This window comes from Lentzea nigeriaca (assembly GCF_016907955.1).
Classification (GTDB): domain Bacteria; phylum Actinomycetota; class Actinomycetes; order Mycobacteriales; family Pseudonocardiaceae; genus Lentzea; species Lentzea nigeriaca.
Genome location: NZ_JAFBCX010000006.1, coordinates 489,798 through 503,489 on the forward strand (window position 1 = coordinate 489,798; position 13,692 = coordinate 503,489).

At 69.7% G+C, this 13,692-nt stretch carries 13 protein-coding genes; 6 read left to right on the forward strand and 7 right to left on the reverse strand.

All coding sequences use genetic code 11. From position 1 onward, the window contains the following. The first annotated feature begins 167 nt into the window (after positions 1–167). Complete coding sequence (locus JOD27_RS23750; RefSeq protein ID WP_204764443.1) at positions 168–389, forward strand: hypothetical protein; 222 nt, start codon at positions 168–170, stop codon at positions 387–389. Positions 390–580: 191 nt separating this feature from the next. Here JOD27_RS23750 and JOD27_RS23755 read toward each other — a convergent pair whose 3' ends face one another. After that, positions 581–1,129 (reverse strand): GMC family oxidoreductase N-terminal domain-containing protein, encoded by a 549-nt coding sequence (locus JOD27_RS23755; protein ID WP_204764444.1) that lies wholly within the window; start codon positions 1,127–1,129, stop codon positions 581–583. 10 nt (positions 1,130–1,139) lie between these two features. On the opposite strand from JOD27_RS23755, the gene JOD27_RS23760 reads away from it, so the two are divergent. Beyond that, the gene (locus JOD27_RS23760; protein ID WP_204764445.1) at positions 1,140–1,499 is read left to right on the forward strand and encodes a hypothetical protein; all 360 of its coding nucleotides are present in this window, start codon (positions 1,140–1,142) and stop codon (positions 1,497–1,499) included. A 9-nt stretch (positions 1,500–1,508) separates the two neighbouring features. Beyond that, positions 1,509–1,868 (forward strand): MerR family transcriptional regulator, encoded by a 360-nt coding sequence (locus tag JOD27_RS23765; protein WP_204764446.1) that lies wholly within the window; start codon positions 1,509–1,511, stop codon positions 1,866–1,868. On the opposite strand, the gene JOD27_RS23770 is transcribed toward JOD27_RS23765, so the two are convergent. Further along, complete coding sequence (locus JOD27_RS23770) at positions 1,840–4,560, reverse strand: AfsR/SARP family transcriptional regulator (RefSeq protein WP_204764447.1); 2,721 nt, start codon at positions 4,558–4,560, stop codon at positions 1,840–1,842. The two genes, JOD27_RS23765 and JOD27_RS23770, sit on opposite strands and share 29 nt — an antisense overlap. Before the next feature lie 97 nt (positions 4,561–4,657). On the opposite strand from JOD27_RS23770, the gene JOD27_RS23775 reads away from it, so the two are divergent. Beyond that, positions 4,658–5,326 carry a DNA alkylation repair protein gene (locus JOD27_RS23775; RefSeq protein WP_204764448.1) on the forward strand — a complete coding sequence of 223 codons (669 nt, stop codon included), beginning with the start codon at positions 4,658–4,660 and terminating at the stop codon, positions 5,324–5,326. Here the strand turns inward: JOD27_RS23775 and JOD27_RS23780 are convergent. Continuing rightward, positions 5,295–5,612, reverse strand: a complete 318-nt coding sequence (locus tag JOD27_RS23780; RefSeq protein WP_204764449.1) for a hypothetical protein — start codon at positions 5,610–5,612, stop codon at positions 5,295–5,297. The two genes, JOD27_RS23775 and JOD27_RS23780, sit on opposite strands and share 32 nt — an antisense overlap. A 229-nt stretch (positions 5,613–5,841) precedes the next feature. Here JOD27_RS23780 and JOD27_RS23785 point away from each other — a divergent pair, with 229 nt between their 5' ends. Then, positions 5,842–7,059 carry a PucR family transcriptional regulator gene (locus JOD27_RS23785; RefSeq protein WP_204764450.1) on the forward strand — a complete coding sequence of 406 codons (1,218 nt, stop codon included), beginning with the start codon at positions 5,842–5,844 and terminating at the stop codon, positions 7,057–7,059. 63 nt (positions 7,060–7,122) lie between these two features. Here JOD27_RS23785 and JOD27_RS23790 read toward each other — a convergent pair whose 3' ends face one another. After that, positions 7,123–7,989, reverse strand: coding sequence for a peptidase inhibitor family I36 protein (locus JOD27_RS23790; RefSeq protein ID WP_307830294.1), 867 nt, complete (start codon positions 7,987–7,989; stop codon positions 7,123–7,125). A gap of 256 nt (positions 7,990–8,245) precedes the next feature. Here JOD27_RS23790 and rph point away from each other — a divergent pair, with 256 nt between their 5' ends. Next, positions 8,246–10,747 carry a rifamycin-inactivating phosphotransferase gene (gene rph, locus JOD27_RS23795; protein ID WP_204764451.1) on the forward strand — a complete coding sequence of 834 codons (2,502 nt, stop codon included), beginning with the start codon at positions 8,246–8,248 and terminating at the stop codon, positions 10,745–10,747. On the opposite strand, the gene JOD27_RS23800 is transcribed toward rph, so the two are convergent. The 3 genes from JOD27_RS23800 to JOD27_RS23810 all read right to left on the reverse strand — a co-directional run bounded on the left by JOD27_RS23800 (position 10,686) and on the right by JOD27_RS23810 (position 13,690). After that, complete coding sequence (locus tag JOD27_RS23800) at positions 10,686–11,393, reverse strand: phosphatase PAP2 family protein (RefSeq protein WP_204764452.1); 708 nt, start codon at positions 11,391–11,393, stop codon at positions 10,686–10,688. The two genes, rph and JOD27_RS23800, sit on opposite strands and share 62 nt — an antisense overlap. A 15-nt stretch (positions 11,394–11,408) precedes the next feature. Then, the gene (locus JOD27_RS23805; protein ID WP_204764453.1) at positions 11,409–12,557 is read right to left on the reverse strand and encodes a hypothetical protein; all 1,149 of its coding nucleotides are present in this window, start codon (positions 12,555–12,557) and stop codon (positions 11,409–11,411) included. Between the two features lie 113 nt (positions 12,558–12,670). Beyond that, positions 12,671–13,690, reverse strand: a complete 1,020-nt coding sequence (locus JOD27_RS23810; RefSeq protein ID WP_307830296.1) for a Dyp-type peroxidase — start codon at positions 13,688–13,690, stop codon at positions 12,671–12,673. Positions 13,691–13,692 lie beyond the last annotated feature (2 nt).

Here is a 13,692-nt window from a genome sequence, read left to right on the forward strand (position 1 = left end):
AGGTGTTCGAACGGGCTGTCATCAGTGCGTCGAACGGGAGATGCCGTGGATCGACATCTCGCGCTGAGAAATCTTCCGGCATGCGGTCAGGAATCGAGAAGCACGGGTGCTCGCCCCGCTCCTAACGTTGTCCACAACGAACCGCAACAACCTGGAGGACAGCGAAAATGAGCGGCACCAAGAGGATCCGGCAGTTCCACCGCGTCGTCAGCATGATCTTCATGGCCACCGTCGTCTTCACGGCCGTCGCGCTGACCGTGGACAACTCGGTGGTGTGGGTGTCCTACGTGCCGCTGCTGCCGTTGTTCGTCCTCATGGGCACCGGCGTCTACATGTGGTTCCTTCCGTCCATCGCGAGGCGCCGCGCCCGCCAGGCGACTGTCCAGTAGAGCGTCGCGGCTTGGTTGTGCTCCGTTGAGTCGGGCAGGGGGCGGTCTGGTGCTCGTCTCCGAAACCCCGGATGGTCGCGCTCTCATGCACGTCGCTGCCGAGATGGCGGTAGGGAAATGCTGACGCAAACGTTTGCTGATCACCCCGACTGCTGCCAACCGTGCAGCTGGCAGCCATGAGAGCGCGATCTTCATGATCGAAGCGCGGCTGCGCACCTGCGCGGACACGACGACCAGCGACACCGCCCGTTTCTCCGTATCGATGACCAGCCCGTCCGGCCCCACCGACGCGGCGACGGCGACCGCGTCGGCAGCAGGTCGGCGTAACCCCAGCTGGCGCAGCCGTAGGTGTCGCGCCACGCGTCGTCGTCGGCGCGGTTGCCACGGATGTAGATCATGCCGTTGATCGACGAGCTGCCACCGAGTGCACGCCCGCTGGGCCACGGGACCTGCCGCTCATCGGCGTTGTCCTGCGGCACCGTGATGTTGTCCCACACGAACTGTCCCTGCCACAGCGTCGCGGCCAGGGCGGGCACGCGCATCTCCTGCGCGCTGTCCTCCGGTCCCGCCTCGATCAGCAGTACCTGGCTCGCCGGATCCTCACTCAGCCGGTTCGCGAGGACACACCCCGCACTGCCGGCCCCGACAACGACGAAGTCGTGCACGAGAACCCCCGAGCACTTGTCCTGCCACCACCTTCCTCCTCCCGGCTTGACCCTGCACCACGGTTCAGGGTCCATCGTGATCACCATGACGCGAGAGGTGGCCCGGTGGGGCCGGGCGGGTGCGCTGTACGACCTGGTGGCGAGCATCGCCTTCGTGACGCCGTGGACCGCCGCGGGGATGCTGACCTTGTTCGGCAGCACGACCGAAGACCCCATGACCCTGTTGTTCGCCACGCTGTTCGGCACGGTGGTGGTGATGTGGTCGGTCGCCAGGTGGCGGCGCCCCGAGCCGTTGCTGATCGGTATCGACACGGTCGGACGCGGCCTGTTCAGCATCTGGTTCGCGTGGGCGTTGTGGCACGGGCAGACGCCGGTCCTCGCGCTCTTCCTGGTTCTGGAGCTGTTCTGGGGCGCGGCCCAGCTGCGCGCGTTGCTTCGGAGGTAGTTTCCGTTGGTGCGCATATCCGAACTGGCCCGCGCCGCCGGGGTGGGCATCAGCACCGTGCGGTTCTACGAGCGCCGCGGCCTCGTCGTCCCCACGGCCCGCACTCACGGCGGATACCGCCACTACGACGAGGAGGCGTTGCGGCGGTTGAAGTTCATCCGCCGCGCCCAGCGACTCGGCTTCACGCTCACCGAGCTGGAGCAGCTCCTCGACGTCGACGAGTTCGGCGACGTGATCACCGAGAAGGTCGCCCAGATCGAGGAACGCATCCGCGACCTGGACCGCGTGCGCCTGGCGTTGCTGGAGGTGGCCGAGAACGGTGTGCAGGAGCAGTGCCCGATCATCGCCGCACTGAATGAGTCTCCATAGGACTGATGCGGGCCCGGACGGCGTCGGCGTGCGGATGGCCGAGATCTTCCAGGATTCCCAGCGCTTCCTGCCACGCCGCACCGGCAGATCCGGGGTCACCGGCCGCGAGGTGGCTGTCCCCGAGGTGGACGAGCACGTCCGCGGTCCAGTACCGGTCACCGAGCGACCGGAACACGTCGAGAGAGCGCCGGTAGCAGGCGATCGCCTCGCGATGATCACCGCGGTGGTGGTGGATGTAGCCGAGGCTGTCCCAGGTCGAGGCCTCGCCGTCGGGGTCGTCGAGCTCCTCCAGCAACTCGAGCGCCGCCTGGCACGACGTCAGCGCCTGTCCCAGGTCGCCGAGCAGCGCCTGGTACCAGCCCACGGCGTTGAGCGCGCCCGCCTGACCTCGCCGGTGGCCCGCCGCCTCGTACAGCTCCATGGCCTGCCGGGAGTGGTCGAGGGCCTGGTCGTGGCGGCCCTGCCGTTCGCACACGTAGGCGAGCTCACGGTGCGAACGCGCCTGCCCGACCGGATCACCTGCCACGTCGAGGCTGCGCCGGTGGTGCAGGTGCGCGTCGTCGAGACGGTCGAGCTGGGTGCTCGCGCGGGCGAGGAAGCGGTGGGCGTGGCTCTGGGCCAGCGGGTCGGCGAGGCGCAGCGCGGCAGCGAGGGCGACGTGACCGACGGCGGCGAGGTCGAGCCAGTGGCCGCGGCGTTCGAGGAACTCGGCCAGCGCCCAGGCCAGATGCCCGGCGTGCGGGTCGAGGCCCGTGGCGGCGGCGTGGTCGACGGCGGCGAGCAGCACGTGGTGTTCGGCGGTGAACCACGCCAGGGCCTGGTCGAAGTCGCCGAGGCTCTCCGGGTGCACACCGGGCTGCGGCGTCGGCGGGGTGATCACCTCGCGGGCCGGGCTCAGCAACCGGGTCGCGGTGTGCGCGGTGTGCACGTAGTGGTCGTGCAGCCGGGTCGTGGCGGCACGTCGTTCGGCGTCGGAGTCGTGGTGCTGAGCCTGTTCGGTGGCATAGGCCCGGAGCAGGTCGTGGAACACGTACCGGCCGGGCTGGTGCTCGGTGAGCAGGTGCGCGCGCGTCAGTTCCGCGAGCACCGGCCGGACCGGGGCACCGAAGAGGCTCGCGGCGGCCGCGGCGGAGACATCCGGTCCGGGATGCGGGCCGAGCAGCCGGAACAGGCGGGCCGCCGCAGGCTCCAGCGCGTGGTACGACCAGGAGAACACCGCCCGGACGTCCGTGGCCGAGTCGCCGCCGTCGAACGGGTCGAGGCCTCCGCGCAGTTCGGCGGCGATGGCCTGCAACGAAAAGCTGGTGCAGTCGACGCGCGCGGCCACGATGGTCAACGCGATCGGCAGACCGGAGCAACGCGTGATGATCTCGTCGGCGGCATCGGGTTCGGCACGCAGCCTGTCCTCGCCGAGGCGGTCGGCGAGGAGGACACGTGCCTCCACTGTGGACAGAAGATCCAGCGCGAGCGGGTGCGCGCCGTGCGTGGCGACCAGGCCCGCCAGCCGGTTGCGGCTGGTGACGAGCACCACGCAGCCGGGACTGCCCGGCAGCAGAGGCCGGACCTGGTCGGCGTCACGGGCGTTGTCCAGCACGACGAGCACACGCTTGTCCGCCAACGCGCTGCGGAACAACGCGGTCTGTGCGTCCAGGCTCGCCGGGATGCGCTGCGGGTCGACGCCGAGCGCGTCGAGGAACGCGCGGACCGCCTCACCCGGTGCCATGACCGCGCCGCTGGGATCGAAGCCGCGCAGGTTGACGTACAGCTGACCGTCCGGGAACCGCCCCGCCACCCGATGCGCCCAGTGCACCGCCAGCGCCGTCTTGCCCACCCCCGCCGTGCCGGACACGACGATCGGGTGCCGCCCGTTCATGATCACGTCGAGCGCGGCCAGCTCGCGGCCCCTCCCTGCGAACGCCCGCGGCGGCGCCGGCAGCTGCCGCGGCACGGGCCTCGCGGCCGGTGAGCTGATCGTCAACGCGTGGTCCGCGGTCAGCATCTGCTTGTGCAGCAGCCTGAGCGCCGGTCCGGGGTCGGTGCCGAGCTCCTCGGCCAGCCGCATCCGGACCTGTTCGTACCGCAGCAGCGCGTCGGCCTGCCGCCCGCACCGGTACAGCGCCAGCATCAGCTGCCCTGCCAGCCGTTCGTCCAACGGGAACGCGGCTGCCATCACCTCCAGCTCGGCCAGCAGCTCGGTGTGCCGGCCCTGCTCCAGCACCAGGTCGTTGCGGTCCAGCAGCGCGGCCGTGCGCCGGGCCTCCAGGCCGGACCGCACGGTCGCGAGCCACGGAGTGTCCACAGTGGAGAAGGGCTCGCCCCGCCACAGCCCGAGCGCCTCGGTGAGCAGGACGACGGCCTGATCCGGCTGCTGCCGCGCACGGGCGACCAGGGCGTCGAAGCGGTGCAGGTCCACCGACATCGGGTCGACGGCCAGCACGTAGCCGCCCTGTCGTCCGGTGATCCGCACGTCCGGGAGAACCTGCCTGAGCCGCGACACGTAGCCGGCCACGGCGTTGCGGGCGCGGTGCGGGACCCGGTCACCCCACACACGGTCGACCAGCACGTCGACGGGCACGAGCCGGTTCGCGTCCACCAGCAACGCGGCCAGCACACACCGCTGCCGGGAGTGGCCGACGTCCACCACGTGGCCGTCCACCCGGACCTCGACGTCGCCGAGCAGCACGAACTCCACCACCGAACTCCCCCTCAGGAGCCGCCGAAGCCTCGAAGCGGACGCACATTGTGCACCGGCGACCTAAGCTGTGCGGCACCGGGACGGGAGGCCTGAGGTGGCGGAGACGACAGTGGCCGAGGTGCTGGCCGAACTGGCCGCGCTGGAGGACCCGAAAGCACGCGCGGTCAACGAAAAGCACGGCGACGACCACGGCGTGAACCTCGGCAGGCTCCGGGCGATCGCCAAGCGGCTCAAGACCCGGCAGGAGCTGTCGCTCGACCTGTGGGCGACCGGCGACACCGCGGCACGGCTGCTGGCGTTGCTGATCTGCCGCCCCAAGGCGTTCTCCCGCGACCAGCTCGACACGATGATGCGCGAGGCCCACCGCCCCAAGGTCCACGACTGGCTCGTGAACTACGTGGTGAAGAAGAGCGCCCACGCGGAAGACCTGCGCGTCGCCTGGTTCGCCGACCCGGACCCGGTGGTCGCGAGCGCGGGCTGGGCGTTGACGACCGAACGCGTGGCGCGCGAGCCGGAGGGTCTCGACCTCGACGCGCTGCTCGACACCGTCGAGGCGGAGATGAAGGGCGCGCCGGACCGGCTGCAATGGGCGATGAACCACTGCCTGGCCCAGATCGGCATCGAGCACCCCGAGCACCGGGCCCGCGCGATCGAGATCGGCGAACGGCTCGAAGTCCTCAAGGACTACCCGACGCCGCCGAACTGCACGTCGCCGTTCGCTCCCGTCTGGATCAACGAGATGGTTCGCCGCCAGAACGCGTAGCGAACGCCGACTGCCCCGGCACGGGCGGCAGGTCGAGCAGCTGTCCCGCGACGTCGAGGAACTCGCCGCCGCACTGCCACAGCGTGAGATCGGGGTCGACGACGAACGGGTCCGCCGGGTCCACGTCATCCTCACGCACGCGATAGGCCAGCGCCTCCGACTCGGAGTACGCGAGCACCGTCTCGTTGACGCCCTTCCACACGCGCCGGAACATCACGGCGTTCACGCACGTCAGCCGGTCCTGCACGAGGGACCGCTGGAATCCACGCCGCAGCAACAGTTTCATGCACTCCTGGACACTGCTCACCTGGTGCGCCAAGTCTCCTGCCCCTGCTCGAATGAACTGCCAATTCTGGCCCGACACACCTGTCCACCCCAACCGCCCATCACTCGATCAGGGCACACCTTTGGGGCAGATGCACAACGCGGCGTACACCCGTTCGTGCACAGTGCCCACGAAAGACGACCGAATCGGGCGATGGCACCGGGCCTGCGGCGTGCGCAAGCCTCTGCCGGTGGTCGACATACCGACACCGGACCCGCGCGCCCCGCTGTACGAGCGGGCGGCGACGCAGATTCCCGCCATCACCGAGCAGGTGCTGGAGGTGTTCTTCGCCAGATCGGCTGCCTACCGGCACCTTCCGCACCAGCTCGTCGACCGCGAGATCACCGAGGCGGTGGCCCGCAACATCCAGGTCTTCCTGCGGGCCCTGCGCGAACAACGCCCGCCGGCACCCGACGAGCTGGCGGTGCAGATCGCCACGGCCGTCCGCAGAGCCCAGCAGGGTGTTCCGCTGGACGTGGTGCTGAGCACCTACCACGTCGCCGCGCACGTCGGCTGGACCGCGATGGCGAACGTCGCCGAGCAGGACGAGGTCGGCGACCTGCTCGCGACCGTGCCCGCGCTGCTGCGGTACCTGAGCGTCGCCGTGCCCGCCGTCGCCGCCTCGTACCTGACCGAGCAGCAGTCCCTGCACGCCGAACGCCGCGAGACGGCCCGAGCCCTGGTGGCCGCGCTGCTGACCGGCCGCGAGGCGGAGCCGTTGGCCGAACGGATCAGCCTCGACCTGTCCAGCCACCACGTGGTCCTGGCCGTGCGAGTCGAGGCACCCCCGTTGCCGGAGGGCGCGGGCAGCCACGACGCGAGGCTCGCCGCCCAGGCCCTGGTCCGGCGACTGCGTGCCGAACTGCCGAAGCACGCGCTCTCCGCACTGGACCGCGACGGCGGCACGGTTCTGCTGCCCACCACGGCCGAGACGCTCGACCAGGAACTGGCCGACGCCGCCGACCTTGTCCGCGACCTGCGCACCGCCGTGGCGATCGACCTGGTGGGCGGGATCGCCGCCGCGGAACGCCGCGAGGACATCCCGACGGCCGCCCGGCAGGCCGCCGACATCGCCGAACTTGCCCAGCGCCTCGGCCGTCCGCCTGGCGCGTACGTCCTCGACGACGTGCTGCTCGAGTACCAGCTCTGCCGTCCTGGTGCCGGCCGCAAACGCCTGGCCCGCGTGATGGACCGGCTGGCCGAACACCCCGACCTGCTGCACACGCTGCGCGAGTTCATCAACTGCGACCACAACCGCCACCGCACGGCCGAGAAGCTGCACCTGCACCGCAACACGTTGAACTACCGCCTGCGCCGCGTCACCGAACTGACCGGCTACAACCCCGCCGATCCCGCGGACATCCGGCTGCTGGCCGCGTCGCTGACCGTCCACGACCTGCGTCCGTGAACGCGAAAAGGCCGCCTGATCTCGCGAGATCAGGCGGCCTGTCGGCAACTGCGGTTCAGGAGATCAGTCGCCGTACGGGTTCTGCATCGAGACGTGCACGTGGTCGTAGTGACCACCGGTGACACCGCTGCCCGCGGTGTAGTTGCGCCAGCCCTCGTCGGCACGGGCGACGCTCCAGATCTTGCCCTGCCAGATCACGTAGCGGACGTCGAGCCTGTTCGCGTGCTTCTTGAGCCAGTTGGCGAGCTTCCAGCCCTGCTCCTTCTGCGCGGAGCTCGGGTAGGTGCCGATCGCGTTGGAGATGGTGCAGTCGAGGGCGTTACCGGTGTTGTGGTTGCTCGTCGACGGCTCGTTGCTGCGGTAGTCGCCGACCCAGCAGTCCTTCTCGCCGGTCAGGCGGCGGATCTCGTCGTCGACGAACTGCGTGCGCCTCGTCGCGTTGGGCGCGCGGACCGCCTCCGACGGGTTCGTGTTCTCGCGCGGCGTGCCGTAGGTACCGCCGCCACCACCGCCACCGCTGCCGCTGTCGTTCAGCTTGTGCGAGGCGTTCTCGTTCTTGAGCTCCGAGTTCAGGTTCGCCTTGGTGTTCGCGGCGATCGTCTGCTTCGGGCCGGCGTAACCGCTGTTGAAGTACACGGTCACGGGGTTGCCGGTGCGGTTCCAGACCGAGGCGGCCTCGTTCTTCACGCACTTGCCCTTGCCGTTGCCCGCGCCCTTGAACTCGTAGCAGCTGGGCTGCTCGTCGCCGTAGTCGGAAATCGACGAGTCGAAGTCGGAAACCGACCCCTCCTGGTTGCTGTTGAAGTACAGGCAGAATTCGCCCGACTCACAGACACCGTTTCGGTCCGTGGCCGCGTTTGCCGCGGCCGCGCCGAAAGACACGCTGATCAGCGCGCCCATCATCGTCGCGAGAGCCAATTTCTTGAACACGATGCGTCCTTCTCTTCTTTGCAGGATCCGGCCCCGTTGAAATCGCCGGAGCCCACTTAGTGCAGGGATGCTTCTGTTTTCCGCTGGCAGCAGCATCTCGGCGGCCGCTGACATCTCGCTGACACCCGAAGTCACCGGACAGTCAGCGCTGGACGCGGGCACACTGGACTCATGAGCGACAAGGACACGAACCCTGTGCCGGGAGCGCTCGCCGAGGCCGAGGCCGACCGTGTTCACGAACGGGGGAAGTGAACGAATGAGCAGCTCCGTGCTCGCTCTCGGGGACGTCGACAGGACGCAGGCCGCTGTCGTCGGCGGCAAGGGTGCGAACCTGGGCGAACTGTCGCGGATCGAAGGCATCCGCGTGCCGGACGGCTTCTGCGTGACGACGGAGGTGTTCCGCGCAATCGTGGAGCCGTCGATCACAGATCAGCTGGACCGGCTGGCCGGCGTCGGCCCGGACGACCGGGACGCTATCCGCGCGTGCAGCGCGGAGATCCGGGGCATCATCGAGGGGATCGTCATCCCTCCCAACCTGGCGGCGGAGATCACCGGGATGCTCGACGAGCAGACCGCCTACGCCGTCCGATCGAGCGCGACCGCGGAGGACCTGCCGGGAGCGTCGTTCGCGGGCCAGCAGGACACGTACCTGAACGTCGTGGGAGCGGCGGAGATCCTGCGGCACATCAGCCGGTGCTGGGCCTCGTTGTTCACCGAGCGGGCGGTGACCTACCGCCTGCGCAACGGCTACGACCACCGCAAGGTCACCATGGCGGTGGTCGTGCAGCGGATGGTCTCCCCGCGTGCGTCCGGCGTCCTGTTCACGGCGGACCCCGTCACGTCCAACCGGAAGGTCGCCGGCGTGGAGGCGATCTTCGGCCTGGGCGAGGACCTGGTCTCCGGGCTCGTGAACCCGGACAGCTACCAGGTGCGGGACGGCGAGGTCGTCGCCAGGGCCGTGGCGGCCGAGCCGACGTTGACGGACGCGCAGGTCGTGCGTCTCGTGGACCTGGGCAGGCGGATCGAAGCGCACTTCGGCCGTCCCCAGGACATCGAGTGGTGCCTCGCCGACGACGAGTTCCAGATCGTCCAGAGCAGGCCGATCACCACGCTGTTCCCCGTGCCGGAGGCCGCTGACCAGGCCAACCGCGTCTACGTCTCCGTCGGCCACCAGCAGATGATGACCGACGCCATGACGCCCCTGGGGCTCTCCGTGTGGCAGCTGACGACCCCGAGGCCCATGGCGGAGGCCGGCGGGCGGTTGTTCGTCGACATCACCCGGATCCTGGCCTCGCCGAAGAGCCGCGAGAGTTTCCTGAGCGTCGCGGGGAAGTCCGACACGCTGATCGGCGACGCGCTGCGGACCGTCCTCGACCGCGACATCGTCCCGACGCTCGACGACGACGCTCCCAGCCAGCCGATTCCCGGCGCCGCACCGGCCACCATCGAGACCGATCCGGCCGTCGTGACCGAGCTGATCGAGCAGAGCGAGGCGTCCGTCGCGACGTTGCGCCGCGACATCCGCACCAAGTCCGGTGTAGAGCTGCTCGACTTCATCCTCGCGGACTTCCAGGAGCTGAGGCGAATCCTGTTCGACCCACGCAGCTCCCAGGTGATCATGGCGGGGATGCAGGCGTCGTGGTGGCTGAACGATCATCTGCGGGACTGGCTCGGTGAGAAGAACGCGGCCGACGTCCTCACGCAGTCGGTGCCCCACAACGTCACGTCGGAGATGGGACTCGCGCTCCTCGACGTCGCCGACGCCATCCGCCCGCACCCGGACGTCGTCGCCTTCCTGGAAGGTGCTCCGGACGACTTCCTGGACGACCTGCCCAAGTTCGAGGGCGGGCAGGAGGCACGTGACGCCATCCAGTCCTATTTGGACACCTACGGCATGCGCTGCGTCGGCGAGATCGACATCACCAGGCAGCGGTGGAGCGAACGTCCCGCCACGCTGCTGCCGTTGATCCTCACCAACGTCAGGAACTTCGAGCCGGGCGCCGGCGAACGCCGCTTCGAGCAGGGACGGCAGGAGGCGTGGCACAAGGAACAGGAACTGCTGGAACGCCTGCGAGCCCTGCCCGACGGCGAGCGGAAGGCGGAGGAGACCAAGCGGATGATCGATCGCGTCCGCACGTTCGCCGGATACCGCGAGTACCCGAAGTACGGCATGGTCAGCCGCTACTTCGTCTACAAACAGGCCCTGCTCGACGAGGCCGAACGGCTGGTGCGGGCCGGCGTGCTCGGCGAGAAGGAGGACATCTTCTTCCTGCGGTTCCAGGAACTCCACGAAGTCGTGCGCACCAACGAGGCTGACCCCGAGCTCATCCGTCAGCGCAGGGAGGCGTTCCGGTCGTACCAGGCGCTCACGCCACCGCGAGTGCTCACCTCGGACGGCGAGGGCATCTCCGGCACGTACCGGCGCGACGACCTGCCGAGCGGTGCGCTGGTCGGCCTGCCGGTGTCCGCGGGAACCGTCGAGGGCAGGGCCCGCGTCATCCTGGACATGGCGGACGCCGACGTCGAACCGGGCGACATCCTGGTCACGGCGCACACGGACCCCAGCTGGTCACCGCTGTTCGTCGCGATCGCCGGCCTGGTGACGGAGGTCGGCGGCCAGATGACCCACGGCGCGGTGGTGGCCAGGGAGTACGGGCTGCCCGCCGTCGTCGGGGTCGAGCACGCCACGCGGCGGATCAAGGACGGGCAACGGATCCGCGTGAACGGAACAGACGGCTACCTCGAGATCCTGCCCTGACCAAGCCGATCGCGACCGCGACGAGAGCGACACCGGCCACCACGTCCAGCACGTAGTGGTGGCCGGTGACCAGGACGACGAACGCGACCAGCACCGGATACAGCCAGGCAGCGCGGTACCGGAAAGCCGACCACACGGCGTAGGCACACCACGTCGCCCACGCGACGTGCATGCTCGGCATGGCGGCCAGCAGGTTCACGCCGGGCCGCGGAACCCGTGCCGCGGCCCCGCCGAGGATGTCGTGCGTGGCCATGTGGTCGACGATGCCGGGTTGGGCGAACCGCGGTGGCGCCTCCGGGAAGAGCCACACCAGCGCGATGTCCAGGAGCATCATCACGACCAGCACGGTGCGCAGCCGGCCGTACCGGCTTCGCCGGGCGAGGTGCAGCCAGACCAGGACGACCGGCACGGCGAGGACGCTCAGGCGGTAGAAGTAGCCGGTCACCTGGATCGCTGCCGGGTGCGCGAGGAGCGCGTGGTTGAGCGGGCGCTCGATCGCGAGGTGGAGAACCTCTTCCAGACGTTGCACACGCAGCGCGTTGATCGTCGCCGCCGGATCGCCCCTGTCGACCGCCGCCCTGGCGAGTCCGAACGCGAAGTAGCCGGCGACCAGCAGCAGCACTTCGAGGTACCACTTGGTTCGCATGTCCCCCAGAGCTTTCTACAGCGGTCCGTGCGGCCGCCGTCCGCTGGTCAGAGCCTCGACCTGCTCCGCGGTGAACGGCGGATCGAGCAGATCCTCGCGCAGGGCGTGGCACCGGAACATGTCGGCGATGTAGTGCATGCGGTCCGGCAGGTCGGCCCAGTCGCGCGCGGCCGTGCCGAGCACGCTGTCCGGCGTCGGATCGACGATCTTCAGCAGCGCCAGCAGGTCCGGGTCCGTCAGCTCGGCGAGCAGCGGCGGGAACGTCCCGGGCAGGTCCTCGCTCAGGTCGAGCAGCTCACCGCGGGGCAGCGCCAGGGTCATCAGGTGCTCGGTGACGGCCCGGCGGACCAGCACGCGCACCTGGTCGGCCAGCTGCTCGCCGGCGATGCGCACGGCCGTCCGCCTGCCGAGCACGGTCAGCCATGCCAGGCGCAGCCACTTCACGACCCGGTTGCCAGGCAGGAGCAGGTCGAACAGCCGTCGTTCGAGCTCGCGGGGATCGACCACCGGTGCCTCCAGCGCGGCGGCGATCTCCGGTTGCAGCCGGGTCTGCTCGTGCAGGCCGACCTCGATGTTGGCCAGCAGCAACAGTTCCGCCCGTCGCTTCGGGTCGCTGGTGGTCATCGCGCGGTGGTAGCGGCTGAAGGCCTGCCGGAGGAGGCGTTGTCCCTCCGGTGGCTCGCCCGGCCGCAGCGCGTCACAGAACTCCTCGATGCTGTCGAACCCGGCGAGGAACCGGGCGAACTCACGCGCGATCTCCGCGAAGACCTTGAGGTTGCCCCGCGCCGACGCGGCACTCACGTCGTCGAGCCGCGCGGTCGCCACCACGGCCCTGCGCACCATCTCGTGAGCGCGGTCCAGATCCTCCTTCGCAACGGCCCTCCTCAGACCACGTGCCACGAGGCCGACCCCGGCGGCGACCTCTGGCGAGGACTTCAGCAGCCGTTCCACCGCCTGCGCCAGGTCCTCCTGCCGGATCGTCCGCCCCACCTGCTTGGACGCCCACACCGCGAAGGTGCACCAGTTCGCCGCGTTGCCCGTGCGAGCGGCCAGCGCCAGCGACAACAGGTGGTAGCAGTGGGTGATCTGCAGGTTCCTGACGACGGGATCGGGATTCGCCGCGATCCGTTCGACCTCGTGCACATCCACGCCGGAGCTGCTCATGACGCCGCCTTCCTCCCCAGGGTGACGTCTACTGGATCGTCCCCAGCACGACGAACGTGACGGTGGATCGGCCAAAGTCAGAACGACTTCGACTGCTGCGAGCCGACCGGGTGCTACCCCAGGCTCACGTGACCGTCGTCGGTGCCGGGCAGGACGAAGAAGTAGCCCCCGCCGAACGGCAGCAGGTACTTCTCCAGCGCCTCACCGGCCAGGCGACGCTGGATAGTGGCGAAGCCGAGTTCCACATCCCGTTGGTAGCAAACGAAGATCTGCCCGGCGTCCGACTCGCTGAGCCGGTAGGAGTGCCCGCGGCGCAGGATCTTGTGGGCCTCGCTCTCCGGCGTGCGCGGGTTGGCACGGCGGATGTGGGCGTTGAGCGCGATGCGCCTGCCGCCGGGATCACTGGCGAAGTCGGGCCGGTCGTGCTCGGAGGCCTGGCCCAGCGGAGCACCGGTGTCCTTGGTGCGGCCGAAAACCCGTTCCTGGACCTCCAGCGGTTCCGCGTCCCAGCTGGGCATCGCGAGCCGGATCAGCCGGACCACCTGGTAGGTGCCGCCCACGCACCACGCCGGTTCGTCGTCACCGGGTTGCACCCACACGTGCTCGTCCATCAGCTTCGCGTCGGACGCGTCCGGGTTTCCCGCTCCCTCGCGGAAACCGAACAGGTTGCGCGTGCCGTCCGGGTGGAACCCCGGCATCCGCCAGCGCGGGGTCAGGCCGGGGATCTGCCGTGCGAGCGCCGCGTCGACGGGTTCCCGGCTGTCCGCGCTCACCTGGACGAGCAGATCACCGTGACACCAGGCCGGATCCAGCACGTCGCTGCGGAAGGACGGCATCGGCGTCAACCGTCGCGGACGTTCCAGACCGAACCGGCCGTCGAACAGCGACGCGCCCACGGCGATCGTCACCACGGCATCCGCGACCGGGGAACTCAAGGCGCGCAACACCTCCGTGAGCCCGGCGCGGCCGCGAACGGTGACGTCGAAGGCCATCAGCTCCGTTGTGGACAGTGCGGGGGTCACCACCCCCGGCTGCTTCCGGACGGGCAGGTGCACCTCGGGAGCAGGGGCGGGGCTGGCGGTGCAGCCCGCCAGCCCCGTCCCGACAGCGGCCAGAAACGTCCGCCTCCCCACGG

Coding starts and splice junctions, on each gene's coding strand:
- rph (WP_204764451.1), top strand. CDS start 8,246: ATGAGCAGCTCCGTGCTCGCTCTCGGGGACGTCGACAGGACGCAGGCC.
- JOD27_RS23800 (WP_204764452.1), bottom strand. CDS start 11,393: ATGCGAACCAAGTGGTACCTCGAAGTGCTGCTGCTGGTCGCCGGCTAC.
- JOD27_RS23760 (WP_204764445.1), top strand. CDS start 1,140: ATGACGCGAGAGGTGGCCCGGTGGGGCCGGGCGGGTGCGCTGTACGAC.
- JOD27_RS23755 (WP_204764444.1), bottom strand. CDS start 1,129: ATGGACCCTGAACCGTGGTGCAGGGTCAAGCCGGGAGGAGGAAGGTGG.
- JOD27_RS23750 (WP_204764443.1), top strand. CDS start 168: ATGAGCGGCACCAAGAGGATCCGGCAGTTCCACCGCGTCGTCAGCATG.
- JOD27_RS23780 (WP_204764449.1), bottom strand. CDS start 5,612: ATGAAACTGTTGCTGCGGCGTGGATTCCAGCGGTCCCTCGTGCAGGAC.
- JOD27_RS23805 (WP_204764453.1), bottom strand. CDS start 12,557: ATGAGCAGCTCCGGCGTGGATGTGCACGAGGTCGAACGGATCGCGGCG.